We start from the raw sequence: 25,162 nt of genomic DNA, 5'->3' as shown, positions 1-25,162 counted from the left end.
TCTCTGGAATACTACGACGGTGGACTAGACATTCATTCGATTTTTGTAGGCCTTTCGGAGACTTAATTAGCGATAGGATTTTTCTACTGACTGTTCGGTTCGATGTCGGGAAGTATCCATGTTTTGTCGAATAGCGGCTTTTTCGGCTGATAAAGGCGGAAAAGTACTTCGAAATTGCGGCCCGCCTTGGTCGGTATCCAGTTGGATTCGTGACCTTTCGGAGCTACCGGGCCAAAATAGATGTTTACCGCCCCGTCAGCACCGAGTTGAAGATCCGGCGTGTTTGAGGCTCGGCTGAAACGATCAACATCCCGTATTAATGCATGGGTTGTTCCGTCATAGACGGTAGCCGACCAATATTGTCCCACTGGCGCTTTGGCGGGAACCGTCAGTCGATAGTTTAGAGCGCCCTGCAGCGGCTCGCCTGCTTTGTCGCGTGAGGTCATCAGATAAAACTGCCCCGCGCCAAGATGCTTGATACCGACATAGCCCATTGAATAGGTGATTGCGCGTGCATCGGTCGGGTAGTTTTGCTTGTCGGCAAAATTATCCGATTGCGCCTCCACCGCTGCCGCTGAGGCCGGGACGAACCATCTGGCGCTGTCGAAATACGGCGCAAAGGCCGTTGCCCGTTGATGTTCCAGCCACGCAGTCGCATCCTGTGCGCCCTTCTCCAGCGCAGCCTTCGTCTCTGCATTCGGGCTAAACGGTTTGCCTTTTTCGATGCCCAGCGACTTGAGCGCATCGATCATCGCCCGGTCGCGTTCAAGCCAAGGTTCGGTCTGGACCACACGGTCGAGCGATTGGAAAAACCGGATATCGTAAGGTATCGTCGCGTCGAACTCGTCATCGATCACATCGATGAACTTTGTCGCTTTCGTTTGTCCAGCCTGTGACAGCGGATAGAGTTTGACCCGCTTGCCATAGGCGACTGCCTTCGCAATGTCTTCCTCGCTCGCGGTTTTGGGTGTCGAGCGGATAAGCGCGTAGCCGGTATAGGTATCGGATTTGAGTGGAATATAACCTTTCGGAATTTTCTTGGAATAGCCCGGGGGCAGGATCAGATATTTGCCGCCTTTGCCCTTGTCCGCACCCGATGGACCCGCATCTTCAAGCGCGACCTGCCAGACATTATCGATGTTGCCTGTGATAGACCCAGTGTCGGCTGGTGGAATCTCGAGCACCACCGGGCCGACCTCCTTCGTATTGAAGAATGGCATCAAATAGATGGTATCCGGATTGGGCGTGAGCGTCTGATTCTTCCATGAGGGCAGACGTGACCAGACGGCGATTTGGTTTGGACCGCCGCCCGCCTTTAAAAATGCCTGATACATGAGATCGGTATTGACCGCCGGCATCGCCCAGATCGTCGCTTCCGTAGCTCTTCTTTCGATGATCTGGCGCGTCATGTCGTCCATAGAATGCGCGACACTCGGCGCAAAGATGGCGATTGCTAATCCTACACCCAACAACGACTGCTTCATGGCCCGCTTCCTCGCGAAAACTCCTGCAGCTAGATTACCCTTGGCAACAGGCGTTCGGAAGTACGTAACAGTAACTTCGATCATCAAGCGCGATCAATGACCAAAGCAGACTGATGATCGCATCGTGCGCGTTGACTTGAGCGTCCGTTATTGGGCGTAAAGCGGTCGTTTAAGCAATGGTGACGATAACCCCATCCGCGACCGAGATGGCGGGAAAATTTGTATCATCATCTCCACGCCGAAAAAGTGTCCATGCTGGTTGCCCGTCAGCAGTTATAAATGAAACCAAATATCTATCGCCGCTTAAAGTGATAGATAACTCAGGTAACCGCCCAAAGAGTGTGATATCGCTCACCGTTTGTCCGATTATCGATTTGAAAATCGTTTCCCATTCTTTTTCATCGCTGGAGCTGCCGGTAAGAATTGCAGTCTGACTTTCAATACGCCAACTCCATTCAAACATAATGGTGAATTCACCTACCGGATTTCCTTTTGTGCTGTCACCTCCTCGGGTTGAAGATAGCTGGCCAAATTCTAGAAAGATCGCTGACCCATAACCGCGCCAGATCGATGACAAAGGTAATCCGACAATCGCGCGTCCATAGTTTCAAAATTTTCCAAACCTATCCGGCACATCCTTTAAGATCGCGCTGTTTTCAGTGATTAGAATAGCTATTTAACCCTGTTACCGGTATTATCATGGAATTTCATCCGAGTAGTGTTTCCATTTTAAAATTACATGAAAAATGCCCCGGAATCTCTCCCGAGGCACTCGATAGTAGCTGTAAGAGTAGCTCCATCGGGCTTCTCTTAGCCGGACTAGCCTCATGCATACCAACGGCGTCTTCCACGCCATTTCCTGACACGTCTGTCATGGTATTTGCGTAAATGCTCAAATTTAACCCCAAATTCCTTCGGAATCACTTTTTTTACATTCCAGTTCGCTGGTTGTGTAAAGTCATCAGCAATCCATGGGTGTAGACTAAGCCATTTATCTCTGTCTTTATCGGCCTTGAAGCCGGATCTCTTAATAGCTGTTGGTCCAATTTCTTTTGAAACGCGACCGCGTTGACCGTAGATAGGTCCTTGGTAACAAGCAATATTCTGCAAATGCAGAAACTCGATATACTCCTCGTCTATACCCTTGACGTGGTAGTTTGCAAGTTTCTTATCCGTATAAGGATTAATATACTTGATACAGATGGAATTATTTTCAATTGAGCCTTGAAGTTTTTTGAGCCATTTTTCAAGTTTAATTTTAAACTTATCTATCTGCTCTTTCCTAATATTTAAACACCAATGAACGTGGGGATTATGTTTAGGATTTTCAAAGACATACAACCAAACAGGATTCTGTTTAGATAATCCATGTTTTTTCGAATATTCGTTGTTCCATCTTGTATTCCGATTTATGATCTTTCGAAAAATTCTGTTGATTTTTATGAGATCATATCGTTCTTTAAAGCTAATTGTTACAAAGAGATTTAGTGGTCTTCCAATAAATTTAGCGTAATCAAATGCTCTTACAATATTCCAACTCGTATTTGCACGAAGTTTCTTTGTTACTCTCGAATTTAAATATTTCATTATTCCTTTATTCTTTAAAAATAAAATGTCGCTATCGCGATACATAGACTCAAAATAAAATGTTAAATATTCAAATGGATGCTACCCTGAATAGACAATAATTATGTGTAATATATAATTACCACGGTGTGATTTTTGCCTTCTTTTTTGCTCTCTCATAGGCGGAAACTATTTCATCAAATTCAGCATCCATCCCAAATTTCAATGCGATTTCTCCGAGGTATTTTAAATCATCCATATACTCTTCGTTAGTTATCATTCCTATACTATTTCCATATATACTTAATTATTCATAGGTTTGTCTTTCGACTAGTGTTAAAATATTCGAAAAGGCCCAAGAGGGAATTCGACGGGCCTTTTTTAGCGTTGTATGAAAGGCGCTATGTAGCTCTAATTTGCATCAGCGACCGGTAGGTTGTCGGTCAAATATCCCCTGCAACCCGTTCGAGAGATTCTTTAATTTTCTCAAGGGTATAGCCCCTGCCGTAATGCGCACCCATACCCGGACTTCTATGTCCCATAAGATAATCCTGCATTTCGGCGGGAATATTATGTTGTCTTAAGCGGTCCTTGAAGCAGTGCCTTATGCTATAGGCGGTCTGACCGGTGGTCTGAAATAGATTGTTTTCCTTCAGATATTTGTTGATGGTAGCGGATGCATTCGAGGGGCCGTTGGCGTGTCGATATCGCTTAAACCCTTCTGGTGAATTGCTAAATGCTTCCAAAGCGAGGCCGACCAGTGGAATACGTCTCTCGCGGAATGGTGTTTTCAGATCACGGTACTTGTTTTTGCGAAGAATAATATACGGGATTTCGTCCTTAAGTCGGATGTCTTGCTCTGGATCCAGCCCGCACAGTTCCGTGAAATTTGCGCCTGTGTCGATCATTGCATACACAAGATATCGCAAGTCATCATTGAGTTGTGCCAAAGAGTTTTTGTTAATCCAAGTATTTTTAATATGTTCGACGTCAATAGTTGGTCGCTGCTTTTTGTCCTCCTTGAATCTCATTCCGGTAAATACACACTTAGTATCAATATCATTCTCCTTGTAATAGTCATTAATTAAAACTCGCAGATGAGTTAGGTATTTGTTTGCAGTATTAGCAGTTATATCGTCGCAATAAATTCTATCCCGGAGTGCATCATAAAACGACTTCGCGTCTTTCTTGGTTAGGTCGCCTACTGCCTTGTTTTCGTTCAAATGGCTCGTTAGTTGTTTACATGCATTTCTTAATGGATCAATTTTCCTTGAATACTTTCGTTCATCGAGAGATTTCATTTCGTAGTTATGATAATTTTCATAAAGGCCCGGAAGATCCTCAATCCTTGGATCGTTGTCTCTCTTGCAAATGAAGCTTTTTACAATGATTTTTGTAACCCGCTTTCTTCCTTTGAGAGCCTGAACTGCTTCTCTTACTGCAATTGGATTGTCGATCATTTCGCGAACATCTTTAAGTTCTCGACCTTGCATCTTTGCTCTGCTTTGGGATTTAGCAAAGCTGTCTCGCTCGTTCGAGCGGGTATAATCTTTGTCCTGCATCTCTCTAAGCGCTTCTTCAGCGAGCAATTTTGCTTCTGCATAGCGAAATAATGCGATATCTTTGTTGTCTGTTTTGAGAGATTCAAAAATTTCCCACGGCCCATCGGGCCCGCGTAAGTGAGGTGGGATGACTTTACGAAAATAATAAATGCCGTTTCGGCAGTAAAGGCCTTTGGACGATATTTCAGATTTTTTCATTTTTATATTAAACTTTCCTTTGGTAATTATTTTTAAGCTTGCATTGAGAAACACTCGCCAGTGAAAAGTAATATTCGAATATTCAATTATAGCTTAGGACCATAAAACGTCGTTCGGCTAAGTTTGAATACTTGAACGTTGAAAAATACCGACTCGCTTACTCGATTGAGCAAGATTGACGGTATGTTTATTGAATTTTGTGTTTTGTAAAGTAGTGATCTAAGGTACACCGAATGCCGTTCTGGGCGAACGTCAAAAAAATCATTCGTACCGCGTGCAGGCGGTCAAAATTTTAAATACGACTAAAAACACACGATCAAATCAGATAAACATGTACTTTGACATTAATATATGACATAATAAACGTCGAATTGCTGATTCGATTCGATTTTTGAATCATACATAACTTTCATGTATGTTGCAATATAGAAAACGAGATTGGTGTAATTTTTATTTTATAGACTGATCGCGTTGCTGCTGAAGTGCGATTTTTAGGGCGGATACGGCCAGATATGCATGAGATGGTGGGCTTGGACCTCACGAATCTGACAATAAGCAAAACCATTTCGATCTGCATAAAAGGCTAGGTCCATAGAGAGGCGGCGCGGTTTGCGGCGCTGATCTATTTAGGGCAATAGCGGCAGACCAATCCGAAGGCTATTTCTAAATCTTTCTCGGACGGGTTTGGGCCAGCTCGCCGAATTGAAGTGTCGATACCGGTGTTCTGGTTTTCTGTGGACCCTATGAGCTTGGGATTGATAGCGTTTTTTAACGTTGAAGCTCTGCGGGATGTCACCCTAACATTAAGCGAATTATTGGCCGAACAGCGCTATGTTCCAGTGCCACAAAATCGGGAATTTTGTAGCACAGATTGTAACAAATCAGGACCGAAATCCATAATTATACAATAAAAACAACTAGTTATATGGATATTTTGGCGGAGAGAGAGGGATTCGAACCCTCGATACGGTTTCCCGTATACACGCGTTCCAGGCGTGCGCCTTCAACCACTCGGCCACCTCTCCGTCTGCCTTGCTGTCGGGGAAAACCGCGTTTCACGGTGAAAACTGACTGCAAACGAGTTACCACATTTCGTCTGACGCTGGTTATTCGCCAACATGTGGTAGCGGCGCGCAATATAGCCAGAATACGCACATGATCAATAGCTCTTTGCAAGTTTTTACGCTAAATCTGCCGAACCTGTGAAAACAGTTTGGGTTGGATCGTAACCTTATGTTTTTAAAGGATATATTTGGAAGTATCATTTTGTTGCACGCGGGATTGAGGGGCAATGCCTTCCTTATGTCGGGATTTGGCGGTATGAAAAGGTGCAGGTCAGCGACGTTGGGGCGTGCCCGACGCGTTTGAATATGCGCCTAAAGGTCTGGGGCAGGGAATCGTGATCCGGTTTGTGTTGCGTAGTTTCGCGGTTATTTTTCTGGCATTGGCGGTGATCTTCGCCATTCTCGATGGCGCTCGTTCGGTCGGCGCGTCGAAGCTGGTTGCCAAGCCGCTGCTTTCCATGTGGGCGCGCAACGCGCCGGAAACGCTGGCTGATGCAGAAGCGCTCGTGACGCACTATATAGGCGCTACATTCTGGAACGCGGTCTGTGTTCCAGCGCTCGGGCAGCCCGGATGGCTCTTCTTCGGCGTGCTCGCATTGTTGTTCTATGTGATTGGTCATCGGCGCGGACGTCCCCTGGGGCGCTTCACGGCCTGACGGTCAATCCCGTCACAGGGCCACAGGAGGTAGAATCCATGAGTTTCCTCGACAGCTATCGCAAGAAGGTACAGATGCCCTCCACGGATGAGGCTTTACCGGGCCGCGCAACAGCCATCCCGACATCCGCGACACATTTCGTCTCGGGCCATCCATTGAAAGGCCCATGGCCGGAAGGCTTCAAGCAGATCATGTTTGGCATGGGTTGTTTCTGGGGGGCGGAGCGGCTGTTCTGGCAGGTGCCGGGCGTCTATGTGACGGCGGCAGGCTATGCGGGCGGGATAACGCCAAACCCGACCTATGAAGAAACCTGCACGGGATTGACCGGCCATGCCGAAGTGGTGCTGGTGGTCTATGATCCCAAAGTCGTGAGCCTCGATGAGCTGCTGACCCTGTTTTGGGAAGAGCATGATCCGACGCAGGGCATGCGACAGGGCAACGATATCGGCACGACCTATCGCTCGGTGATCTACACCTTCGATGACGCGGATAGGGCGGCGGTTGAAAAAAGCCGCGATGCTTATGGAAAGGCGCTGGCAGCGCGCGGTCTTGGCCCCATCACCACGGAAATCGAAGATGCGCCGGTGTTCTACTATGCCGAGGATTATCACCAGCAATATCTGGCGAAAAATCCGAACGGATATTGCGGCCTGCGCGGGACTGGCGTGAGTTGCCCGATCCCGCTGGCACAGTAAAGCGGTCCATAAAAATCGCGCGGATTATCGCGCGATTTTCTTGTTCAGGATCAGCATGCCGGCATAATCGCCGTCGAGCTGTTCGAAATCCTCCCAGCCGATCTGCCGGTAGAGGTCAGGCTTGTTCGTATAGAGATAGGCCTCATCATGGCCAAGCTCTGCTGCGGCCTTCTCAACGGCGCCGACAAGGCTCCTGGCGATGCCCCGGCCACGATAGTCGGGCGAAACGAAAACGCTCGCAACCCATGGCTTCAGATGCTGGTGCGTTTCCAGATCATTGTCGATCAGCAGTGCAAATCCGGCCAGTTCTCCATCTGAAAGTGCTGCGCTCGCGATCTGTCCGTCGTCGGCCTGCACGACCGCGTGGAAACCTGCGATGGTCTGTTCCAGCGTTCCGCCGTGGAATTCGCCCCATTCGCCAAAGTTCCATGTGGCGCAGGCGGCAATGAGGTCGGGACGGTCGGCGAGGTTGATGATTTCCAGCATGTTTTTACCAATGGGGAGGTTTGGTGACCGGCACATCAGGCGCGGTCTGTTCTTCCAGTTCCAGAAAACGGTCGGTCAGCGCGCCGAGCTTCTTGGAAAGCTGATCGATGAGCTTCCACTGCTCGGCCAGCACGGATGACAGTTCGTCGATGGTTTTTTCCTGTTCGGCGACGCGAATTTCTAGCTCGGTCAGGCGTTGGTCCGCGGTCATAGTTGGGTTCCGTTTCGATAAGAATCTGAAGCATGCAACTGTAGTGCTAGCGGAGAAACATGTCACTGCGTGAGGATAAGCGCTCCATTTGCCACTTCATAATGGCGCAGGCGCTTGAGAAAACTCATGCCGAGCAGGATATCGGAAAGCGCTTCGTCGCGCAGCACGATGGCCTCGACATTTTCCACGCGAATACGCCCGATTTCCACGCTGCTGAGCACGGCGCGCGCCGCCGGTGTTTCGCCATTGGCGGTCGAAACGCGATAGCGAAAATCATCGGGTCGCAGCGATATTCCGATGCGCCGGGCGGTGCTGGCATTGATCGCAACCGAGCTTGCGCCCGTATCGATCATGCCGCGCAGGTTCTGGCCGTTGAAACGGATATCGGTGATGAAATGCCCGCGACTGTCGGGCGCGATTTGTGCGCGGCGTCCGCTATAGGCGGATGTGTTCTGTTGGGATGATGCGGAGGGTGTTGCCGTCGCGGCTTGCTCGACGGTTGCCGACTGGTATCTATCGAAGAGAATCGGAAAGGCCGTGGCCAGTCCCGCCAGCATCAGAACAATAAAGAAAATCCGCGCCATGCTTACCCCGCTTTAAAGGCAGAGTATCCGGCGCGGATTACTGTCTGGTTACGTTATAGCTTATTTCGTGCCGTACATGCGGTCGCCGGCATCGCCGAGGCCCGGAACGATATAGCCCTTTTCGTCGAGGCGCTCGTCGATGGAAGCGGTGTAGACATCCACATCCGGATGCGCCTTGGTGAAGCGCTCGATGCCTTCGGGTGCGGCCAGCAGGCACAGGAAGCGGATATTGGTCGCGCCGCGTTCCTTCAGCTTGTCGATGGCGGCGATGGCCGAATTGGCGGTGGCGAGCATCGGATCGACCACGATGATGAGACGATTGACGATGTCTTCCGGCGCCTTGAAGTAATATTCGACCGGCTGCAGCGTGTCGTGGTCGCGATAAAGGCCGATATGGGCGACACGGGCTGCGGGCACCAGATCGAGCATGCCTTCCAGCAGGCCGTTGCCTGCGCGCAGGATCGAAGCGAAGACCAGCTTCTTGCCTTCGAGGATCGGTGCATCCATCGGCATAAGCGGGGTCTCGATCTCCATGGTTGTGAGTTCGAGATCGCGCGTCACTTCATAGCAAAGCAACAGCGAAATTTCTTTGAGAAGCCGCCGGAAGCTGGCCGTGGAAGTCTCGCGCTTGCGCATGAGGGTGAGCTTGTGCTGGACAAGCGGATGGCTGACGACTGTAACGCCCATGATCTTTCCACTTTTCTTGTTATCGTTTTGAACTTTAGCGGCAGATTGCGCCGGAGAAAACGCGTGGCAAGCGCACACGCACAGTTTTATGTCTCTTTGGCCATTTTTCAACGTGAGCGCAAGCTGCGATCACAAAAGGGGTAGAGGGAAAAGGTCTGTGCTTGTATCGTCCAGCACAAGCTTTATATGCATAACCGAAAATCGTTTTCGTCAGACTATCAAAAGCAGGATGAGCTATGAGCCAGCAGAACGGCAATGCGGACCGCGTGGGCGCACAAGGCGGCATGGAGCATTCATTCGGCTTCAAGTCGGTGGACGAAAACGAAAAGCAGACACTCGTCAACGACGTTTTCCATAAGGTCGCCAACAAATACGACGTGATGAACGATCTCATGTCGGCGGGCATGCACCGCGTCTGGAAAGATGCGATGATCGCCTGGCTCGCGCCATCGAAGCGCCCGGGCTGGACGTCGCTCGATGTGGCTGGCGGCACCGGCGATATCGCTTTTCGTATTGTCGAGGCGTCGGGTCGTCAGGCGCATGTGACCATTCTCGACATTAACGGCTCGATGCTGGGTGTCGGTCGCGAGCGCGCGATCAAGAAGGGCCTTGCCGACAATCTCGAATTTGTCGAAGCCAATGCCGAAGAACTGCCCTTCGAGGATAACAGCTTCGACGCCTATACGATTGCCTTTGGCATTCGCAACGTACCCCATATCGACAAGGCCCTGTCGGAAGCCTATCGCGTGCTGAAGCCGGGCGGGCGGTTTATGTGTCTCGAATTTTCCGAGGTCGAACTGCCGATCCTCGACAAGGTCTATGACCAGTGGTCGTTCCGGGCCATTCCGCGCATTGGCAAGATGATTACCGGCGATGCGGATTCCTACAGCTATCTGGTCGAATCGATCCGCAAATTCCCCAAGCAGCAGGATTTCGCCGCCATGATCGAAACCGCCGGTTTCGAGCGTGTGAGCTATCGTAATTTCACCGGCGGTATTGCGGCGCTTCATTCGGGCTGGAAGCTGTGATCGTGCCTGTCATGAATTCGGGCTTGGATGCAGGGGCGGGCATTGTCGCATGAGTAATCTTTCCGCCGCTTTCCGGTTGGCGCGCGCCGGATGGATTTTGACGCGTGAAGGCGTGATCAGCGCGCTTCCGGTAGAAGGGCTATCCGGCCTTCCGGCTTTCGGCCACAAGATTGCGGGCATGCTGGCGCGTCCGCGCGCGCGGCACATGCAGCGCTCCGAGCGCATGTCGCGGGCGATGAACAAGCTTGGCCCATCCTATGTGAAACTTGGCCAGTTTCTGGCCACCCGTCCCGATATTGTCGGGCGCGATGTGGCTGCCGATCTGGAGCTTTTGCAGGATCGGCTGGATTTCTTCCCGCAGGCTGACGCGATTGCCGGTATCGAAGGATCGCTCGGGCGCAAGATCGACGATCTTTACCTGCATTTCGATGCGCCTATAGCGGCGGCGTCGATGGCGCAGGTGCATCCGGCGGAAGTCATGAAGGACGGCAAGCCGAAGAAGGTTGCGGTCAAGGTGATCCGCCCCGGCGTTCGCCAGCGTTTCGCCCGCGATCTCGAAGGCTTCTACATGGTCGCGCGCATGCAGGAGCGCCATGTGCCCTTCACGCGCCGCCTGCGTCCGGTTCAGGTTGTCGAAACGCTGCAGCAGACCACCCGGATCGAGATGGATCTGCGACTGGAAGCGGCAGCGCTTTCCGAGATTGCCGAAAACATCAAGGGCGATGAAGGTTTCCGCGTTCCGAAGGTGGATTGGGAGCGCACCGGTCGCGATGTGCTGACGCTCGAATGGATCGACGGCACCAAGATGTCGGATGTTTCGGCGCTGGCTGCTGCTGGTTTCGATCTGAAGAAGCTTGCCGAAACGCTGATCCAGTCTTTCCTGCGCCACACGCTGCGCGACGGCTTCTTCCATGCCGACATGCATCCCGGCAATCTGTTTGTCGATCCGCAGGGCATCATTGTTGCGGTGGATTTCGGTATCACCGGGCGGCTCAACAAGCAACAGCGCCGCTTCCTTGCCGAGATTCTCTATGGCTTCATCACACGCGATTATATGCGTGTGGCGGAGGTGCATTTTGAAGCAGGCTACGTGCCGCATACGCACGATGTGGCAAGCTTTGCGCAGGCCATCCGCGCCATCGGCGAGCCGATCCACGGCCAGCCTGCGGAGACCATTTCCATGGCCAAGCTTTTGACGCTGCTGTTCGAAGTGACCGAACTTTTCGACATGGAGACTAGGCCCGAACTGCTGATGCTCCAGAAAACCATGGTTGTCGTGGAAGGCGTGTCGCGCACGCTCGATCCGCATTTCAACATGTGGAAAGCAGCGGAGCCGGTTGTCGGCGACTGGATCCGGAAGAATCTCGGGCCACAGGGCATGTTGCTTGACGCGAAGGACAGCGCCTATGCGCTGCTGCATTTCACCCGCAAGACGCCGGAACTGGTGGCGCGTGTAGAGCGCGTTTCGGTTGCGCTCGACGATATGGCTGCCAATGGCTTGCGCTTCGACGCAGCGACAGCGGAAGCCATCGGTCGCGCCGAAGCCAAGCATTCGCGTTGGGGCCGTATCGCCCAGGTGGTGATTGCAATTGCGCTCGCTGCGATAGCGATCAAGCTCTATCTCTGGCTGTAATTGCACTTTTAAAGTGACAAATCGCCCAAAATGTGATTGCATTGATTGCACTTGCAATAGCTTGGTGCAATCAAATGGCCAGTATCACTATCCGCAATCTCGACGATGCCGCCAAGGAAAAGCTGCGTGTGCGCGCTGCGCGCAACGGGCGTTCCATGGAAGAGGAAGCACGGCTTCTTCTGAACGCGCTGGAAGAAACGGCGCAGGTCACGCCTGCGCCCGCCGGTCAGGGTAAGGTTGGCGCGTCACTCGCCGGCAAGCGTGTTTTGCTCATCATCGGCGGTGGTATCGCCGCCTACAAGACGCCTGACCTGATCCGCCGTTTGCGTGAGCGCGGCGCGCAGGTTCGCCCCTTGATGACGGCTGCCGCACAGCAATTTGTGACGCCGCTGACTATCGGCGCGGTTTCCGCAGATCATGTCTTCACCGATCTGTTCTCGCGTGAGGATGAGCAGGATGTCGGGCATATCAGGCTCGCCCGCGACGCCGATCTGATTGTGGTTGCACCTGCGACCGCCGATCTGATGGCCAAGATGGCCAATGGTCTGGCCGACGATTTGGCCAGCGCTGTGCTGCTGGCGCGCAAGGTTCCGGTTCTGATTGCGCCTGCCATGAACCCGGCCATGTGGGACAACCTGGCGACCCGGCGCAACCGTCTGACACTGGAAAAGGACGGCGTGCATTTCATCGGTCCCGAGAAGGGCGAGATGGCGGAAAGCGGCGAGGCAGGAACAGGCCGGATGAGCGAGCCGCTGGCCATTGTCGCGGCAGTGGAAACGCTGCTGGCGCCGCGCGCACGACCACTGGCTGGAAAATCCATTGTCATGACGTCCGGGCCAACGCATGAGCCGATTGATCCGGTGCGCTATATCGCCAACCGCTCTTCGGGCAAGCAGGGCCATGCCATCGCCGCCGCTCTGGCGCGGCTCGGTGCGACGGTGCATCTGGTGTCGGGCCCGGTGAATATTCCAGATCCCCAAGGCGTCGATGTCATTCATGTCGAGACGGCGCGGGAAATGCAGGCGGCTGTCGAGCGACATCTGCCCGCCGATGCGGCGGTCATGGTGGCCGCCGTTGCCGACTGGCGCACGGCCAATGAAGCGGGACAGAAGATCAAGAAGAAGCCCGGAGAAGGCGCTCCAACGCTTGCCATGATCGAGAACCCCGACATTCTGGCCGGTGTCGGTCACAGCGACAAGCGCCCCGGTCTGGTGGTCGGCTTTGCGGCGGAAACGCAGGACGTGGCCGAAAATGCGAAAGCCAAGCTTGAGAAAAAGGGCGCGGACTGGATCGTCGCCAACGATGTGTCCTATGGCTCCGATGGCAGCAGCGTCATGGGCGGCGATCACAACCGCGTGCGGATATTAAGCCGCTCCGGCATCGAGGATTGGCCAGAAATGAGCAAGAGCGAAGTGGCCGAAAGACTGGCGGAGAAGATTGCCGCCAGCCTTCTGGGTTAACTCTGATATCAGTCCTTGTCGCGGACCTGATAGTCCTTGATGGTTGCGAAACGGATATCCTTCCAGCGCTCGGCCTCGTAATTGAGCGAAAAGCCGTTCTGCGCCAGGAAAACCGGATCATTGTCGAGATCATGCGCGATATCGGCGCGATGAGATGCGATGAAGCGGTCAAGTTCGACCGGGTCGTCGGCGGAAATCCACCGGCAGACCGAAAAGCGCGACATCTCAAAGCCGACCGGTAGAGAATATTCCACTTTCAGGCGTTCGGTCAGAACGTCGATCTGCAGAGCGCCGACGACACCGACAATCGCCGGAGAACCGTCATCGGGCACGAACAGCTGCACGACGCCTTCTTCGGCCATCTGCTGCAGGGCTTCGCGCAGCTTCTTGGCCTTCATCGCATCGTCCAGACGGACGCGGCGGAGAATTTCCGGCGCGAAGTTCGGCACGCCACGGAACAGGATATCTTCGCCCTCGGTCAGCGTGTCGCCGATGCGCAGCGTGCCGTGGTTCGGGATGCCGACCACATCGCCCGCAAAGGCTTCATCGGCGATCTGGCGCGAACGCGCGAAGAAGAATTGCGGCGCAGACAGGCTCATCGGTTTGCCGGTGCGCACCAGCTTGGCTTTCATGCCGCGCGACAGTTTTCCGGAGCAAACGCGCAGGAAGGCGATGCGGTCGCGATGGTTCGGGTCCATATTGGCCTGAATCTTGAACACGAATCCAGTCATCTTGTCTTCGGTGGAGCCAACCATGCGCGTATCGGCCTGCTGGTCGCGCGGCGAGGGGCCGAAATCGCAAAAGGCTTCGATCAGGTCGCGTACGCCGTAATTCTTCAGCGCCGAGCCGAAATAAACCGGCGTCATATGGCCTTCGCGGAAGGAAGCAAGATCGAACGGACGGCAGACGCCGCGCGCAAGTTCCACGCCTTCCAGCCAGGCTTCGCGTTCGTTTTCAGGCAGCAATGCGGCTGCTTCTTCCGGACCGCTGACCTTGGTCGGCTGCTCTTCATTGTCCTGACGGCGCATCGTATTATTATGCAGGTCGAAAGTGCCGGCAAAGCTCTTGCCCGAGCCGATAGGCCAGGTGATCGGCGCCGTGTCGAGCGCCAGCTTTTCTTCGATCTCGTCCAGAATTTCAAGCGGATCGCGTGCTTCGCGGTCCATCTTGTTGACGAATGTGACGATTGGAATGTCGCGCATGCGGCAGACTTCGAACAGTTTTAGCGTGCGCGGCTCGATACCCTTTGCGGCGTCGATGACCATGACGGCGCTGTCCACTGCGGTCAGCGTGCGGTAGGTGTCGTCTGCGAAGTCTTCGTGGCCCGGCGTATCGAGCAGGTTGAAGATGCAGTCCTTATATTCGAAGGTCATCACTGAGGTGACGACCGAGATGCCGCGGTCGCGTTCGATGTTCATCCAGTCCGAACGGGTCTGGATGCGGTCCTTCTTGGCCTTCACTTCACCGGCAAGCTGGATCGCACCGCCAAACAGCAGCAGCTTTTCGGTCAGCGTGGTCTTACCGGCGTCCGGGTGCGCGATGATCGCGAATGTGCGGCGCTTGGAAACGGGATTGTCAGCAGGCATGAAGAAACTCGTAATGGCGAAATGTTGGGCCGCGCAAATACGCGCCGCGAAGATGTTGCGCTGCATCTAGCAGTCATTGGGCAAAATCTCAACAAGCGCCGCGTCCCGCATAGGGCTGGAAAAGAAAAAGCGGCGCTGAACACGCCGCTTTATAGAAAATGTCGCGCTTTATTAGCGGCTTTTGATGCCAAGACCGAAGGCGATATAGGTCCAGCCCTGGAAAATCAGATCGATGGCCAGGAAAAGGCCGAGGATGAACAGGCTGTTGACCGGCCATTGGATGGCGATGATGAGGCCGAGCAGCGCGGTGATGACGCCACCGGCCACAATCCATCCCCAGCCGGAGGCCGGTTTCGACTTGAAGCCCATCCAGATGCGGAAAAGGCCGGAGCCGAGAAGGGCTGCCGCCAGCAGGAACGTGAGGACGCCCGCCGCCAGTACGGGATTGATGAAGGTGACGACGCCTGCTGCCGCATAAAGCAAGCCGCTCAGGAGCCAGAAGAAAAACCGGCCCCAGGTCTTCACACCGAAAGCATGGATGATTTCGATCACACCGGCGATCAGCATCATCAGGCCGACATAATAGACCGAAACGACCGTGGCTAGCACCAGATTGCCGAAGGCGATGCCGCCCAGAATGAGAAGCGCCACGCCGAGCGCCACGAACCAGCCCCACTTGGACGTCAGCTCTGTCGGTAACACCGGATTGTCGAAATCTTTGTTCGTCGTTGCCATCGAATAACCCTCTTGTCCCTCGAATTGTCGTGACCCAATTTTCGTAACCCACGCAACAATATAAGGCATGTGGAGCGTTTGACCAGCTTTGGCCGCAAATGCCGGGCTAGGCCCGGCTGTCAGGGGCGCGAAACCGCAGCGGTTTTCGGCGCAGACAGCCATATCTCTTTGTTTTTGCGCATAAACTAATTCGCGGCTGTTGCGCATTTTTAGCCCGTTGGGCTCTATCTCTTTGCCGTTACACCTGTTTTAATCTCTACCGGCTACATACTTCAAGAACTTGACGCGGGGGCGCTGCCGGTTTCCCGGTACTCAATTATTGTTGGAAAAGTCTGTTCGATGTTCGATCTGGTTTCCCATTACTGGCCGCATATTCTGGCTGTTCTGTCGATTGTGCTGGGCACCATAGCGGCGATTCATGCGACCATGACCAAGGATGAAGTGCGCACCGCACTGGGCTGGGTTGGTGTGATCGTGCTGTCGCCTATCGTCGGGGCGGTGGTCTATGCCATTGCGGGCGTCAACCGGATCAGGCGCTCGACACTCACGCAGCAGCGCGCGCTGGGGCATATCGCACTTTATCACCTCTCGCATTTCGATACGACCAACGACCTCGTGCGTGCTGCTTTCGGGCGGCAGTTCGGCGCGATGAAAATTCTGGGCGACGCCGTCAGCCTATATGATTTCACCAGCGGCAATCGCATCGAAATGCTGGAAACCGGCGACGAGGCCTATGCCGCCATGCTGGAGGCCATCGGCAGGGCCGAGCGCAGCATCCTGCTCGAAACCTATATTTTCGACCGCGACGCCATCGGCATCCAGTTTGCCGAAGCGCTTGGCGAAGCCGTCAAGCGCGGTGTGGAAGTGCGGGTGCTGATCGATGCGGTCGGCGCGCGTTATTCCATCCCGAGCATTGTCAGCCTGCTCAAGGAAAATGGCGTGACGGTGGATGTCTTCAACGGCAACATCATCATCGGCCTGCGCCTGCCTTATGCCAATCTGCGCACCCACCGCAAAATCCTCGTCGTGGACGGGCGATACGGCTTTACCGGCGGCATGAATATCCGCGCCGGTTTCGTGCGGGCGATTGCTGGCGATGCGGTGGCCATCGACACGCATTTCCGGCTGGAAGGACCGGCCATTGCCGACCTTTTTCACATCGCTTCCGAGGACTGGCGATTTGCAACGGGTGAATTGCTGACCGGCGACGCATGGCGCATCGCCCCGCCGGAAAATCCGCCCGGCACCGGCACGCTGGTGCGCGTGGTCGGCTCCGGCCCCGACAAGAATGTCGAAACCAACCACCGCATGATGATGGGCGCCTTCTCGATAGCCGAGCAGCATATCCTCATCATGTCGCCCTATCTTTTGCCGGACCGCGAACTGATCAGCGCGCTGGTCACGGCGGCGCGGCGCGGCGTCTCGGTGGATATCGTCGTGCCGGGGGTCAATAATCTCAAGCTTGTCGACCGAGCGATGCGCGCCCAGTTCGACCAGCTTTTGAAGGATGGCTGCCGCATCTGGCGCGCGGGCGGCGCGTTCAACCATTCCAAGCTGATGACGATTGACGGCACATGGTCCTATGTCGGCTCTTCGAATATCGACCCACGCTCATTGCGGCTCAACTTCGAGATCGATCTGGAAATTCTGGATCGCGATGTGGCGCGTCAGGTGGAAGAGCGGATCGGCAAGGTCATCGAGGAAAGCCGCCAGGTCAATCTCACACGTCTCAAAAACAGCCCGTTTCTGGTGCGCCTCATCGACCGGATCATCTGGCTCGGTTCGCCCTATCTATGAGCCGGTTCTGCTTTCCGGAATCTCTGGATTGAGATTGTGCAACAGGTCGATGGCCGTCTTCAGGTCAAGATGCGCTTTGATCGGCAGATGGTCAGACGCCATGCGCGCCAGCGGCGTGTTGTGAACTTCCACCGAGGTCACGAGATTATGCGGTGCGCCCATTACGCGGTCGAGCGCGAAGACCGGAAAGCGTGATGGAAAACTCGGCACTGCTGTTGCCACATGGTTGAAGGTCGGCATCAGCGCGGCCAGCGACGAACGCTTTCCGATACGCCATTCATTGAGGTCACCGATCAACAGCGTCGGGAGCGTGTCGGCTTCCTGCAAGGCGGTGAGGATGCTTTCCGCCTGCTGCTCGCGGGAGCGTTTCAGGAGCCCCAGATGCGCGGCAATGACGCGCAGCGGACCGGCGGGAAATTGCAGGTCGGCAACGAGCGCGCCGCGCGGCTCTACGCCCGGCAGTTTCAGCTGCTGCACATTGCGCACAATGCCTTCGCGAAACAAAAGCACATTGCCGTGCCAGCCGTGCCCCTTGGGCATTGTAGCATTGATCGGGACAGGGATAAGGCCGTGGCGGCGCTCCAAAAGGCCAAGGTCGAGTAGCCCAGACCGCTCACCGAAACGCTTGTCGGCTTCCTGCAACGCTATAACATCCGCGTCGATTTCGCTGATCACGTCTGCGGTACGTTGCGGGTTGAACTGCTTGTCGATGCCGATGCATTTGTGAACATTATAGGATGCGATAACAATATCACCGCCGGTGATATTGGCGTTGAGAGGCCTGAAGCCAGGCCTGTTGCGGATCGCCGTCAGGATCGACTTCGATATCCGGTTTGCTTCCTTTTTCTTCTGCACCCTTTTCACCCGTAAGGTCGTCAGTTCAAGATGAATATTTCAAATCTATACGCGTCTATATAGGTAGTTTGCTATGCAATTTGTACAGAGCGGCCACGCACAATTGAGTGTTTGAAGGCTTTTAGCGAGCAATGAAACGAACCAGCCGATCCGTCAGGCCGCTATAGGGCGGCTTGATGAGGTCGCTTGGGGCAGGCGCATATTTCGTCAATATCGGCATGGCCTTGGAAAAGGTCAGGAAACCGTCATAGCCGTGATACTGGCCCATGCCGCTGGCCCCCACGCCGCCAAAGGGCAGGCTGGTACAGGCAAAATGATAGAGCGTGTCATTGATACAGACCCCGCCTGCGACCACATGGGCGAGGATGGTTTCGATCTCGGCGGTATTCTCACTGAAACAATAAAGCGCCAGCGGGCGGTCATGGCCAAGCACATGGGCAATGGCGTCATCGGTCGAGCGGTAGCTGATGGTGGGCAGCAGTGGCCCGAAAATCTCCTCGGCCATGATGGCGCTGGTCGCGTGCGGCTCAAGAATGAGCGTCGGCGTCATCAGGCGCGGTTCGGTGGATGGCGCGAGCAGCTCGACGATGCCTTCGCTCCTGTCCTTCGCATCGGCCAGCAGGCCGGAAAGCCGCTGCAACTGCGCATCGTTGATGATGGTGGTACGGTCTGGATCTGCGGACGCGCCTCCAAAGCGGGCCTGCATTTCGGCTTTGAGCAGGGCAATGAATTCATCGCGTTTGCTGTGGTGGATCAGCACATAATCCGGCGCAATGCAGGTCTGTCCGGCATTGAAGAACTTGCCGTTTGCGATGGCACGCGCAGCGCGCACCAGATTGGCGTTTTCGCTGACGATGGCCGGAGACTTGCCGCCAAGTTCCAGTGTCACCGGCGTCAGATTGGCCGCAGCCGCTGCCATGATCTTGCGCCCGACGGCGGTGGAGCCGGTGAAGAACAGATGGTCGAAAGGCAGGCTGGCAAAGCGGGCGGAAAGCGCTGCATCGCCTTGCACCACGGCAACGCGATTGTCCGGAAAGACCGTACTGATGAGCTTTTGCAGAAAGGCTGCCGTCTGTGGCGTGTGTTCGGACGGTTTGATCAGAACATGATTGCCCGCCGCGATGGCCGCCACCAGCGGTGCGAGCGCCAGATTGACCGGATAGTTCCACGGCGCGATGACGCCCACGACGCCCAGCGGCACGAAGCGGACTTCGGCTTTCGCTGGCCATAATTTCCAGCCCGCCTTGCGGCGCTTTGGCTTCATCCAGCGCTTGAGATGGTGCAGCGCATCATCGATTTCGGCAAAGACCACGCTGGCTTCGCCGAGCAGGGTTTCATGGGCGGAGCGGTTTCCAAAATCGGCGCTGATTGCTTTCGCCATGTCGTCAAGCCGGGCCGCGAGGCCAGCGCGCAGGCGCTTGAGGTCATCGATGCGCTGCTCATAGGGCGGGCGATGATCCAGCCATGCCTGACGCAGACGCGCGAAAACCGCGTCGAGATCATCGCTCATGGGTGAAATCCTCCGTCGAGCGGGCGAACAGGAACTGCGCCAGATAATAGGTGGCGAGCACCCATAGTCCGCTCAGCGGAATATCGAAGCGGAAACGGTCATAGGCCAGTAGCGTGTCGCTGACCATGAAAAACAAACCGCCCCATGCCGCGAGCCAGGCGGCGTAGTGTTGCGGCGTTTCCGGTTCGGTGCCGCTTGCCCGGCTGAAAGCCTGCGCGGCCATGATGCCGAGGGCGGCGGCATAGACGATAACGGGGATTTTCATAGGCCCCGGCAACGCGGTCCAAAGGCCGGTGATCAGCGCAATTGCCGCAAGCCCGAAGACGATGAAGGGAGCTTTGTGCTGCGCAAAGCGGGTATGGCCCGACAGGGCGTAAATATAGGCGCAATGGGTGATGAGAAAGCAGATCAGCCCGGCCATGAAATAGTCACCCGGCAGCATCAGGAAGAAATCGCCAAGTGCTGCGAAGGCAAGGCCGAAGGCCACGGCAAGACCATAGGATTTCGAGCGCGGCTTGCCGGAACAAAGAACCGCCGCCAGCAGAAGCAGCGTTGCGGTCGGCTTGGTGAGATAATGCAACCAGCGCCAGAACGAGGTCTCGCCATTAAAGCTCAGCAGACTGCCCGCGATGGCGCAGACCGCGCAGAACAGGAAAAGACCATAGAGCGTCCGATTCCGCCCGAATTCCAGCAGACCCTTGTGCCGCATCTCAACTCCCCCGTTTATGATGTCGGTTTATTCTTGTGTCGCCGCCGCTTCGCGCCGCCTTTTGCGGCCGATGCGCTCAGCACGGGTGGAAAGCTCCGTATTGCCCTCAAGATCGGTTTGCAGGATCAAGCCTTCCTGCTTCAGCCACCGGATAATCTCGCCGAATGCGCGGTCGTAATCGGGCTGTTCCATGGCGAACCTCTTGACCATTCTACCGGGACGGGCGATACCAATTTTATTGCTAACTAATTGTTTTTACGCATATCAAACATAAAACCATTTTACACTTTTGCCGGAAATGCGTCCCGTTGCAAGGCGGAAAATACCGGCGTCACCCACGGTTCAAATCCTGCTGCTATCGGACAGGCTTGGTGTCGGAATTTACTTGGTTTTCCATGTTTCAACATGATGTAGAAGAAAATTGAATTAAGCCTGAAATATAAAATAATTAAGTAAGAATATTGATTGTTTTAAATAAAAAGGCAATTACCAGAGGTGAGCCTATCCGTCCTTAAGCTGTTCAAAATATTGTGTTTTATGAAAATTATGGCTCGATAGCGAAAATGTGACATCAGCCTGTCGTCAAATCGATTATATATTCGCCCTTCGCTTTTCATATTCACCATTCATGAGGGAATACATGCTGTCACAAGCCAAGGTAGACCAACTCGGAATCACGATCGATGTATATCAGAAAGCGGCGAAGCAGTGGGTTGCTTCCGGTATTTATGAAGGCCATCACATCGTCGTCGAAAATCAGACACAGGGTACCGCCGTCAGCGCATGGCGTGACCGGGCGCTTTCCTTTTCGGATTGCGGAACCGCTCAATAGCATTTGAGTTTGTTTCAAGGGGCGGCCAACGGTTGGCCCGCCGCCTATTTCTTTTCAAAGCCGGGCTGTTACAGTCGATTTTCAGATGACTGCAACAGCCGTTACGATCAAATTCCTTGGGGGTAGAGCAGTTCCGTTTAGTACGGAATCCTGGAACCGCTCTATCTATTTGTTTTGACGCATTATCCGACGCAAAACCGCTACGCACTTTTGCTGGAAATGCTCTAACCCCCGCGTTCCTCGAACCCTTCGGCATTACCTTCGTCCACTTTGTGACGCAGATATTGCTTCAGCCGGTTGATATCATCGCTCTGCCAGTTTTCGGCGCCGGTGATGTCACGCCAGGCTTCCAGATAATGCTCCGGGGCATAGACATGTCCATGCCCCATGGGCGCGCTGTCGGCAAATGCCATGTCGACCACCAGTTGCAGTGCGGTCACGATCGGATACCAGCGTAAATCGGCTGATACATCGGGACCGCGCGGCTCTTTCATCCAGTCCGGCTCGCGATAGAACATGCTGCTGTTGAAGAACACGATGGCATCGCTGGCATATTGCAGATAGATCGTGCGCATCACGCCCCATTCGGTGCCATTGCCGGGCGCTTCGCCATTCTGGTTCATGAAGCGCACGAAGGCACCGTCGCGCACCACAGGCAGCCATTCCGGCGTATCGGCATTGCGGCTGCGCGTCAGCGAACGCCACAGCGCGCTGGGGAAGGGCGGGCCGCTCCACAGGGCGCCGTTCAGGGGCGCATCCAGTATTTCAAACAGCGATACAGAGCTTTGCGAGTTGAAAGCGCCGAGGCTGAGACCATGCAGATAAATCTTCGGTCGTTTGTCGACGGGCAGGCTTTTCCAGTAATCATAGACCGTTTCGAATAGCGCGCGCGCCGACTCCGCGCCATATTCCGGCTGGAACAGCAGCGATAGCGGGCTGTTCAGATAGGAATATTGCACGGCGATGCTGGCCACGTCGCCCTCGCGCAGATATTCCAGTCCGATCATGGCTGAGGGATCGACCCAGCCCGTACCGGTCGGCACGATGATCACCAGCGCAGACCGGTCGAACCCGCCTTGCCGCTTCAGTTCCTCCAGCGCCTGTCTGGCCCTTTCCTCTGGCGTGCGGCTGACATTGAGCCCGGCATAAACGCGGATCGGGTCCATGGCCGCGCGCCCGGTAAAGGCGGAAATCTCGGCGGCGGTCGGCGCAGAGGCGATATATTCGCGACCGGCGCGGCCAAGATCCTCCCAGCGGATCAGCGAGGCGGCGCTGCCTGTCTTGCCGGCGGAGGAGGGTTGCACGCGGTCTGGCTCCATCAGGGCGTCATAGCGCTTGAAGGACGCATCGAGCGATTTGAACGCCGTATTGATCAGCACGCCGTTGGCGACGGTCCAGATCAGAAAAGCCGTCACCGAGGCCGCAATGACGTTTGCAACGCGCCTTGGCATGATGCGGCGCATCTTCGACGAGAAATAGCGCCCAATGCGAATGAGAATGCGGGCAATGACCAGCAGCACCAGAAAGACGGCAATGGCAATCGCGGTCAGGGTTGCGGGATAGGCGGAGGGCACCGGCGGCATATCCATGGCCGTGCGGATCGAATTTTGCCAGCCAGCGGATGAGCGAAGCGCGATCAGCGCCACGGCAAGGCAGACAATGCCGACGCCGATCTTCAGGAGCGCGCGCTTGCGGCCCTTGATCTCCGGCAGTTCGAGATAGCGCCACAGCGCGCCGAAAAGCACGCCGATGCCATAGCCGATTGCGAAGACCAGCCCGCACAGCGCGCCCTGAATGACATAGGTTCGGGGAATGAGGCTCGGCGTCAGCGCGGCTGCAAAGAATAACGTGCCGAACGCCAGTCCCGTGGCGCTGAAGGAACTGGTGGCGCGAAAGAGGGCGAGGACAAAGGCGCGCATCGACACTTGCTCCAACAGAATTGCTTAGTCTTTGGATATAGTTCGCACAGGGCAGAGTAAAGGCCGTTGGCAGGATTGCCGGTCGCACGGCAATCTCCGCGAGACAAATCAACTGAGCAGGATTACCAATTGCAGGGGGCTGCTTTGCGGCGGTCCTTCGCTCTTTATGGTCAGGGTGCCCACGACGAATGTTCAGGCTTCTCAGGAGCTAAAGGTCGTGAGGCCGTCACTACACGGTTACGAACGCCCTGACCGCCAAGGATCATGAAGTGGACCGCCACGCGGTGGTCCACTGTTCTGTATGGTCGGGGAGCCTGTGGCGTATACAACAGGTTCGAAGAACCAAAGGCCGCAGGGGCCGTCTTGAACGGCTTTTCCAACTCCCCGGTCACCAAGGTTCACGCGCAGGCTCAGCGTGCGTGCTTCCCGCGCAAAACTGCCGCTTAATATTACTTCATTCTAAAACAGAGATATCGTATGGTCGCTGCGATTAGCCAGCCATCGATTTCGCTTGTTTGACAGTGCGTTGGGATCATCCGGCAGAAGCCTGTCGCTTGGCAGATTTTGCGTGTGACAAGCTGTCAAAAATCCTCTACGCCTAAGGGTGGACCGCTACGCGGCGGTCTGGGGCTTCGCAACCTCGATTTCGTGGCTGGTATCGCCGAAAGGTACCGAACCTTCGTTCTTTATGATCGGGGTGCCTGTTGCTATGTACAGGTTCACCCGAGCTAAAGGCGCAGGGCCGTCGAAATACGGTTGCGAACACCCCGATCACCAGAGATCGAAGGGCACAACGCGGGGGCGTACCGCGAGAGTGCACCGGGGTGGAGACTGATCGTGACGAAAATGCTCAGTTATTATGCAATCACCGATGACAAGATGACGGAATGGGATGACGTGTTCTTTGTGGACTTGGCAGACGCCGAAGCTGCAATACAGAGGACACTGAAAGAAGCCGAAGAACAGCTCGTCTTCTGGCCCCGTCCTATACGATGTCCTACGGTGCTTTACCTTGAGCGGGTCAGCGTTCCGTTCACCGAGGAAACGCTGTTTGCCTTGCTGAATGACAAGGGGCCGCCCAGCGTTTTTGCAGAGCGGGAAGTCCTCAACATGTATTACACGAACGGAGAAACTTGGCTGGGGTCGGGCTTCTGTTCGTAAATTGAATCAGCAGGAGCGCCAGTCGGTCCTGCTGTTTTCCTGCCAGCCGCATTTGTGCAGCAGCGGCGTGTCGTCGGTGAAGCTCGGCCAGCCGACGCACAGATAAAGGCTGAAACGCCAGTTTGCCGGCACGTCGAAAAGCCGTTCCATGGCCAGCGGATCGAGTATCGACACCATACCAACGCCAAGGCCCAGCGACCGGGCGGCGAGGTTGAGGTTTTGCACGGCCATCGCCGTGCTTTGCTCCAGCGTGGAAGCCATCGACTGTCGCCCGAGGCCGTGCCCTTCCGCCGGATCCGTTTCCGTGAAAATGGCAAGCTGCAACGGGGCGACGGCAAGCCCCTCCAGTTTCAGGTCGCGATAGGCCTCGGCGCGCGCACCATCATAAATCTGCGCCGCTTTGCGGTTGGCCTGCCTGAAGGCATCGTGGACCGCCTGACGCTTCCCAAGGCTTTCCACGGCGAAGACGCGCCAGGGCCGCGCATTGCCGACAGAGGGCGCATAATCCATCGCCTGCCGCAGCGTTTGAACCATGGCTTCGTCTATCGGCTCGCTGCGAAAATGACGAACATCCCGCCGCCATTTCAGAAGCTCGAAAAAGGCGTCGCGATCAGCGTCGGTGAATTGCATATCTGTCTTCCTGAAGCGCAGGCCGAGGTTTGGACGCATGGGGAATGCGACAGGCCCGGATAGCAAAAAAGCCCGCTTGCGCGGGCTTTTTGGGGTGCTTCTGAACCTTGGTAG

General features: G+C 55.0%; 25 protein-coding genes and 1 tRNA gene. 8 read left to right on the top strand and 18 right to left on the bottom strand.

Annotated elements, in window-relative coordinates; genetic code table 11:
- Positions 1-83: 83 nt before the first annotated feature.
- The 6 genes from JAU75_RS17520 to JAU75_RS17495 all read right to left on the bottom strand — a co-directional run bounded on the left by JAU75_RS17520 (position 84) and on the right by JAU75_RS17495 (position 5,835).
- Positions 84-1,484: a DUF1254 domain-containing protein gene (locus JAU75_RS17520; protein ID WP_199057754.1), complete on the bottom strand. Its 1,401-nt coding sequence runs from the start codon at positions 1,482-1,484 to the stop codon at positions 84-86.
- Between the two features lie 169 nt (positions 1,485-1,653).
- Positions 1,654-2,061, bottom strand: coding sequence for a hypothetical protein (locus tag JAU75_RS17515; protein WP_199057753.1), 408 nt, complete (start codon positions 2,059-2,061; stop codon positions 1,654-1,656).
- Between the two features lie 248 nt (positions 2,062-2,309).
- A complete protein-coding gene (locus JAU75_RS17510; protein ID WP_199057752.1) occupies positions 2,310-3,116 on the bottom strand; it encodes a hypothetical protein in 807 nt (268 codons plus the stop codon).
- A 73-nt stretch (positions 3,117-3,189) separates the two neighbouring features.
- Positions 3,190-3,330 carry a hypothetical protein gene (locus JAU75_RS17505; protein ID WP_199057751.1) on the bottom strand — a complete coding sequence of 47 codons (141 nt, stop codon included), beginning with the start codon at positions 3,328-3,330 and terminating at the stop codon, positions 3,190-3,192.
- Positions 3,331-3,493: 163 nt separating this feature from the next.
- Complete coding sequence (locus tag JAU75_RS17500) at positions 3,494-4,810, bottom strand: DUF6538 domain-containing protein (protein WP_199057750.1); 1,317 nt, start codon at positions 4,808-4,810, stop codon at positions 3,494-3,496.
- 935 nt (positions 4,811-5,745) lie between these two features.
- Positions 5,746-5,835: transfer RNA gene (locus tag JAU75_RS17495), tRNA-Ser, on the bottom strand.
- A 374-nt stretch (positions 5,836-6,209) separates the two neighbouring features.
- Between JAU75_RS17495 and JAU75_RS17490 the strand changes: the two genes are divergently transcribed.
- Entirely contained in the window at positions 6,210-6,530 is a 321-nt protein-coding gene (locus JAU75_RS17490) for a hypothetical protein (protein ID WP_199057783.1), read from the top strand.
- 38 nt (positions 6,531-6,568) lie between these two features.
- Entirely contained in the window at positions 6,569-7,225 is a 657-nt protein-coding gene (msrA, locus tag JAU75_RS17485; RefSeq protein WP_199057749.1) for a peptide-methionine (S)-S-oxide reductase MsrA, read from the top strand.
- A gap of 24 nt (positions 7,226-7,249) precedes the next feature.
- On the opposite strand, the gene JAU75_RS17480 is transcribed toward msrA, so the two are convergent.
- The 4 genes from JAU75_RS17480 to upp form a co-directional block, all read right to left on the bottom strand.
- Positions 7,250-7,711, bottom strand: a complete 462-nt coding sequence (locus tag JAU75_RS17480) for a GNAT family N-acetyltransferase (RefSeq protein ID WP_199057748.1) — start codon at positions 7,709-7,711, stop codon at positions 7,250-7,252.
- Between the two features lie 4 nt (positions 7,712-7,715).
- A complete protein-coding gene (locus JAU75_RS17475) occupies positions 7,716-7,922 on the bottom strand; it encodes a SlyX family protein (protein WP_078339885.1) in 207 nt (68 codons plus the stop codon).
- 62 nt (positions 7,923-7,984) lie between these two features.
- Entirely contained in the window at positions 7,985-8,506 is a 522-nt protein-coding gene (locus JAU75_RS17470; RefSeq protein WP_199057747.1) for a TIGR02281 family clan AA aspartic protease, read from the bottom strand.
- Between the two features lie 60 nt (positions 8,507-8,566).
- Positions 8,567-9,193, bottom strand: a complete 627-nt coding sequence (gene upp, locus JAU75_RS17465) for a uracil phosphoribosyltransferase (RefSeq protein ID WP_199057746.1) — start codon at positions 9,191-9,193, stop codon at positions 8,567-8,569.
- A gap of 236 nt (positions 9,194-9,429) precedes the next feature.
- On the opposite strand from upp, the gene ubiE reads away from it, so the two are divergent.
- From ubiE to coaBC, 3 genes are all read left to right on the top strand, one after another.
- Complete coding sequence (ubiE, locus tag JAU75_RS17460) at positions 9,430-10,221, top strand: bifunctional demethylmenaquinone methyltransferase/2-methoxy-6-polyprenyl-1,4-benzoquinol methylase UbiE (protein ID WP_199057745.1); 792 nt, start codon at positions 9,430-9,432, stop codon at positions 10,219-10,221.
- Positions 10,222-10,270: 49 nt separating this feature from the next.
- A complete protein-coding gene (gene ubiB / locus JAU75_RS17455) occupies positions 10,271-11,854 on the top strand; it encodes a 2-polyprenylphenol 6-hydroxylase (protein ID WP_199057744.1) in 1,584 nt (527 codons plus the stop codon).
- A 74-nt stretch (positions 11,855-11,928) separates the two neighbouring features.
- On the top strand, positions 11,929-13,314 hold the full coding sequence (gene coaBC / locus JAU75_RS17450) for a bifunctional phosphopantothenoylcysteine decarboxylase/phosphopantothenate--cysteine ligase CoaBC (RefSeq protein WP_199057743.1): 1,386 nt from the start codon (positions 11,929-11,931) through the stop codon (positions 13,312-13,314).
- Positions 13,315-13,322: 8 nt separating this feature from the next.
- Here the strand turns inward: coaBC and JAU75_RS17445 are convergent, their stop codons facing one another.
- Together JAU75_RS17445 and JAU75_RS17440 are read right to left on the bottom strand one after the other, a co-directional pair.
- On the bottom strand, positions 13,323-14,900 hold the full coding sequence (locus JAU75_RS17445) for a peptide chain release factor 3 (protein ID WP_199057782.1): 1,578 nt from the start codon (positions 14,898-14,900) through the stop codon (positions 13,323-13,325).
- Between the two features lie 171 nt (positions 14,901-15,071).
- Entirely contained in the window at positions 15,072-15,635 is a 564-nt protein-coding gene (locus tag JAU75_RS17440) for an HdeD family acid-resistance protein (RefSeq protein WP_199057742.1), read from the bottom strand.
- A gap of 339 nt (positions 15,636-15,974) precedes the next feature.
- On the opposite strand from JAU75_RS17440, the gene cls reads away from it, so the two are divergent.
- Complete coding sequence (gene cls / locus JAU75_RS17435; RefSeq protein ID WP_199057741.1) at positions 15,975-17,432, top strand: cardiolipin synthase; 1,458 nt, start codon at positions 15,975-15,977, stop codon at positions 17,430-17,432.
- Here the strand turns inward: cls and JAU75_RS17430 are convergent.
- From JAU75_RS17430 to JAU75_RS17415, 4 genes are all read right to left on the bottom strand, one after another.
- Entirely contained in the window at positions 17,427-18,287 is an 861-nt protein-coding gene (locus JAU75_RS17430; RefSeq protein WP_199057740.1) for an endonuclease/exonuclease/phosphatase family protein, read from the bottom strand. The genes cls and JAU75_RS17430 overlap by 6 nt on opposite strands.
- 121 nt (positions 18,288-18,408) lie before the next feature.
- Positions 18,409-19,797, bottom strand: coding sequence for a coniferyl aldehyde dehydrogenase (locus JAU75_RS17425; RefSeq protein ID WP_199057739.1), 1,389 nt, complete (start codon positions 19,795-19,797; stop codon positions 18,409-18,411).
- Complete coding sequence (locus tag JAU75_RS17420) at positions 19,787-20,506, bottom strand: lysoplasmalogenase (protein ID WP_199057738.1); 720 nt, start codon at positions 20,504-20,506, stop codon at positions 19,787-19,789. Before JAU75_RS17420 ends, JAU75_RS17425 begins: the two co-directional genes overlap by 11 nt.
- Before the next feature lie 27 nt (positions 20,507-20,533).
- Entirely contained in the window at positions 20,534-20,698 is a 165-nt protein-coding gene (locus tag JAU75_RS17415; protein ID WP_162762703.1) for a hypothetical protein, read from the bottom strand.
- Positions 20,699-21,146: 448 nt separating this feature from the next.
- Here JAU75_RS17415 and JAU75_RS17410 point away from each other — a divergent pair, with 448 nt between their 5' ends.
- A complete protein-coding gene (locus JAU75_RS17410; RefSeq protein ID WP_199057737.1) occupies positions 21,147-21,338 on the top strand; it encodes a hypothetical protein in 192 nt (63 codons plus the stop codon).
- Between the two features lie 224 nt (positions 21,339-21,562).
- Here the strand turns inward: JAU75_RS17410 and JAU75_RS17405 are convergent, their stop codons facing one another.
- Positions 21,563-23,257, bottom strand: a complete 1,695-nt coding sequence (locus tag JAU75_RS17405) for an alpha/beta-hydrolase family protein (protein WP_199057736.1) — start codon at positions 23,255-23,257, stop codon at positions 21,563-21,565.
- An 837-nt stretch (positions 23,258-24,094) separates the two neighbouring features.
- Here JAU75_RS17405 and JAU75_RS17400 point away from each other — a divergent pair.
- Entirely contained in the window at positions 24,095-24,418 is a 324-nt protein-coding gene (locus JAU75_RS17400; protein ID WP_199057735.1) for a hypothetical protein, read from the top strand.
- Between the two features lie 6 nt (positions 24,419-24,424).
- Here the strand turns inward: JAU75_RS17400 and bluB are convergent, their stop codons facing one another.
- Positions 24,425-25,048 carry a 5,6-dimethylbenzimidazole synthase gene (gene bluB / locus JAU75_RS17395; protein WP_199057734.1) on the bottom strand — a complete coding sequence of 208 codons (624 nt, stop codon included), beginning with the start codon at positions 25,046-25,048 and terminating at the stop codon, positions 24,425-24,427.
- Positions 25,049-25,162 lie beyond the last annotated feature (114 nt).

Source organism: Ochrobactrum sp. Q0168, from assembly GCF_016427605.1.
Lineage (GTDB): Bacteria > Pseudomonadota > Alphaproteobacteria > Rhizobiales > Rhizobiaceae > Brucella.
This window is presented reverse-complemented; position numbering and strand designations above follow the sequence as displayed.

What these genes read in the sequence shown, in the direction of transcription:
- JAU75_RS17505 (WP_199057751.1), bottom strand. Translation starts at nt 3,330, where the DNA reads ATGATAACTAACGAAGAGTATATGGATGATTTAAAATACCTCGGAGAA.
- JAU75_RS17510 (WP_199057752.1), bottom strand. Translation starts at nt 3,116, where the DNA reads ATGTATCGCGATAGCGACATTTTATTTTTAAAGAATAAAGGAATAATG.
- JAU75_RS17470 (WP_199057747.1), bottom strand. Translation starts at nt 8,506, where the DNA reads ATGGCGCGGATTTTCTTTATTGTTCTGATGCTGGCGGGACTGGCCACG.
- JAU75_RS17405 (WP_199057736.1), bottom strand. Translation starts at nt 23,257, where the DNA reads ATGCGCGCCTTTGTCCTCGCCCTCTTTCGCGCCACCAGTTCCTTCAGC.
- JAU75_RS17440 (WP_199057742.1), bottom strand. Translation starts at nt 15,635, where the DNA reads ATGGCAACGACGAACAAAGATTTCGACAATCCGGTGTTACCGACAGAG.
- JAU75_RS17445 (WP_199057782.1), bottom strand. Translation starts at nt 14,900, where the DNA reads ATGCCTGCTGACAATCCCGTTTCCAAGCGCCGCACATTCGCGATCATC.
- JAU75_RS17415 (WP_162762703.1), bottom strand. Translation starts at nt 20,698, where the DNA reads ATGGAACAGCCCGATTACGACCGCGCATTCGGCGAGATTATCCGGTGG.
- JAU75_RS17410 (WP_199057737.1), top strand. Translation starts at nt 21,147, where the DNA reads ATGCTGTCACAAGCCAAGGTAGACCAACTCGGAATCACGATCGATGTA.
- msrA (WP_199057749.1), top strand. Translation starts at nt 6,569, where the DNA reads ATGAGTTTCCTCGACAGCTATCGCAAGAAGGTACAGATGCCCTCCACG.
- upp (WP_199057746.1), bottom strand. Translation starts at nt 9,193, where the DNA reads ATGGGCGTTACAGTCGTCAGCCATCCGCTTGTCCAGCACAAGCTCACC.
- JAU75_RS17480 (WP_199057748.1), bottom strand. Translation starts at nt 7,711, where the DNA reads ATGCTGGAAATCATCAACCTCGCCGACCGTCCCGACCTCATTGCCGCC.
- ubiB (WP_199057744.1), top strand. Translation starts at nt 10,271, where the DNA reads ATGAGTAATCTTTCCGCCGCTTTCCGGTTGGCGCGCGCCGGATGGATT.
- coaBC (WP_199057743.1), top strand. Translation starts at nt 11,929, where the DNA reads ATGGCCAGTATCACTATCCGCAATCTCGACGATGCCGCCAAGGAAAAG.
- bluB (WP_199057734.1), bottom strand. Translation starts at nt 25,048, where the DNA reads ATGCAATTCACCGACGCTGATCGCGACGCCTTTTTCGAGCTTCTGAAA.
- JAU75_RS17425 (WP_199057739.1), bottom strand. Translation starts at nt 19,797, where the DNA reads ATGAGCGATGATCTCGACGCGGTTTTCGCGCGTCTGCGTCAGGCATGG.
- JAU75_RS17475 (WP_078339885.1), bottom strand. Translation starts at nt 7,922, where the DNA reads ATGACCGCGGACCAACGCCTGACCGAGCTAGAAATTCGCGTCGCCGAA.
- ubiE (WP_199057745.1), top strand. Translation starts at nt 9,430, where the DNA reads ATGAGCCAGCAGAACGGCAATGCGGACCGCGTGGGCGCACAAGGCGGC.
- cls (WP_199057741.1), top strand. Translation starts at nt 15,975, where the DNA reads ATGTTCGATCTGGTTTCCCATTACTGGCCGCATATTCTGGCTGTTCTG.
- JAU75_RS17500 (WP_199057750.1), bottom strand. Translation starts at nt 4,810, where the DNA reads ATGAAAAAATCTGAAATATCGTCCAAAGGCCTTTACTGCCGAAACGGC.
- JAU75_RS17420 (WP_199057738.1), bottom strand. Translation starts at nt 20,506, where the DNA reads ATGCGGCACAAGGGTCTGCTGGAATTCGGGCGGAATCGGACGCTCTAT.
- JAU75_RS17520 (WP_199057754.1), bottom strand. Translation starts at nt 1,484, where the DNA reads ATGAAGCAGTCGTTGTTGGGTGTAGGATTAGCAATCGCCATCTTTGCG.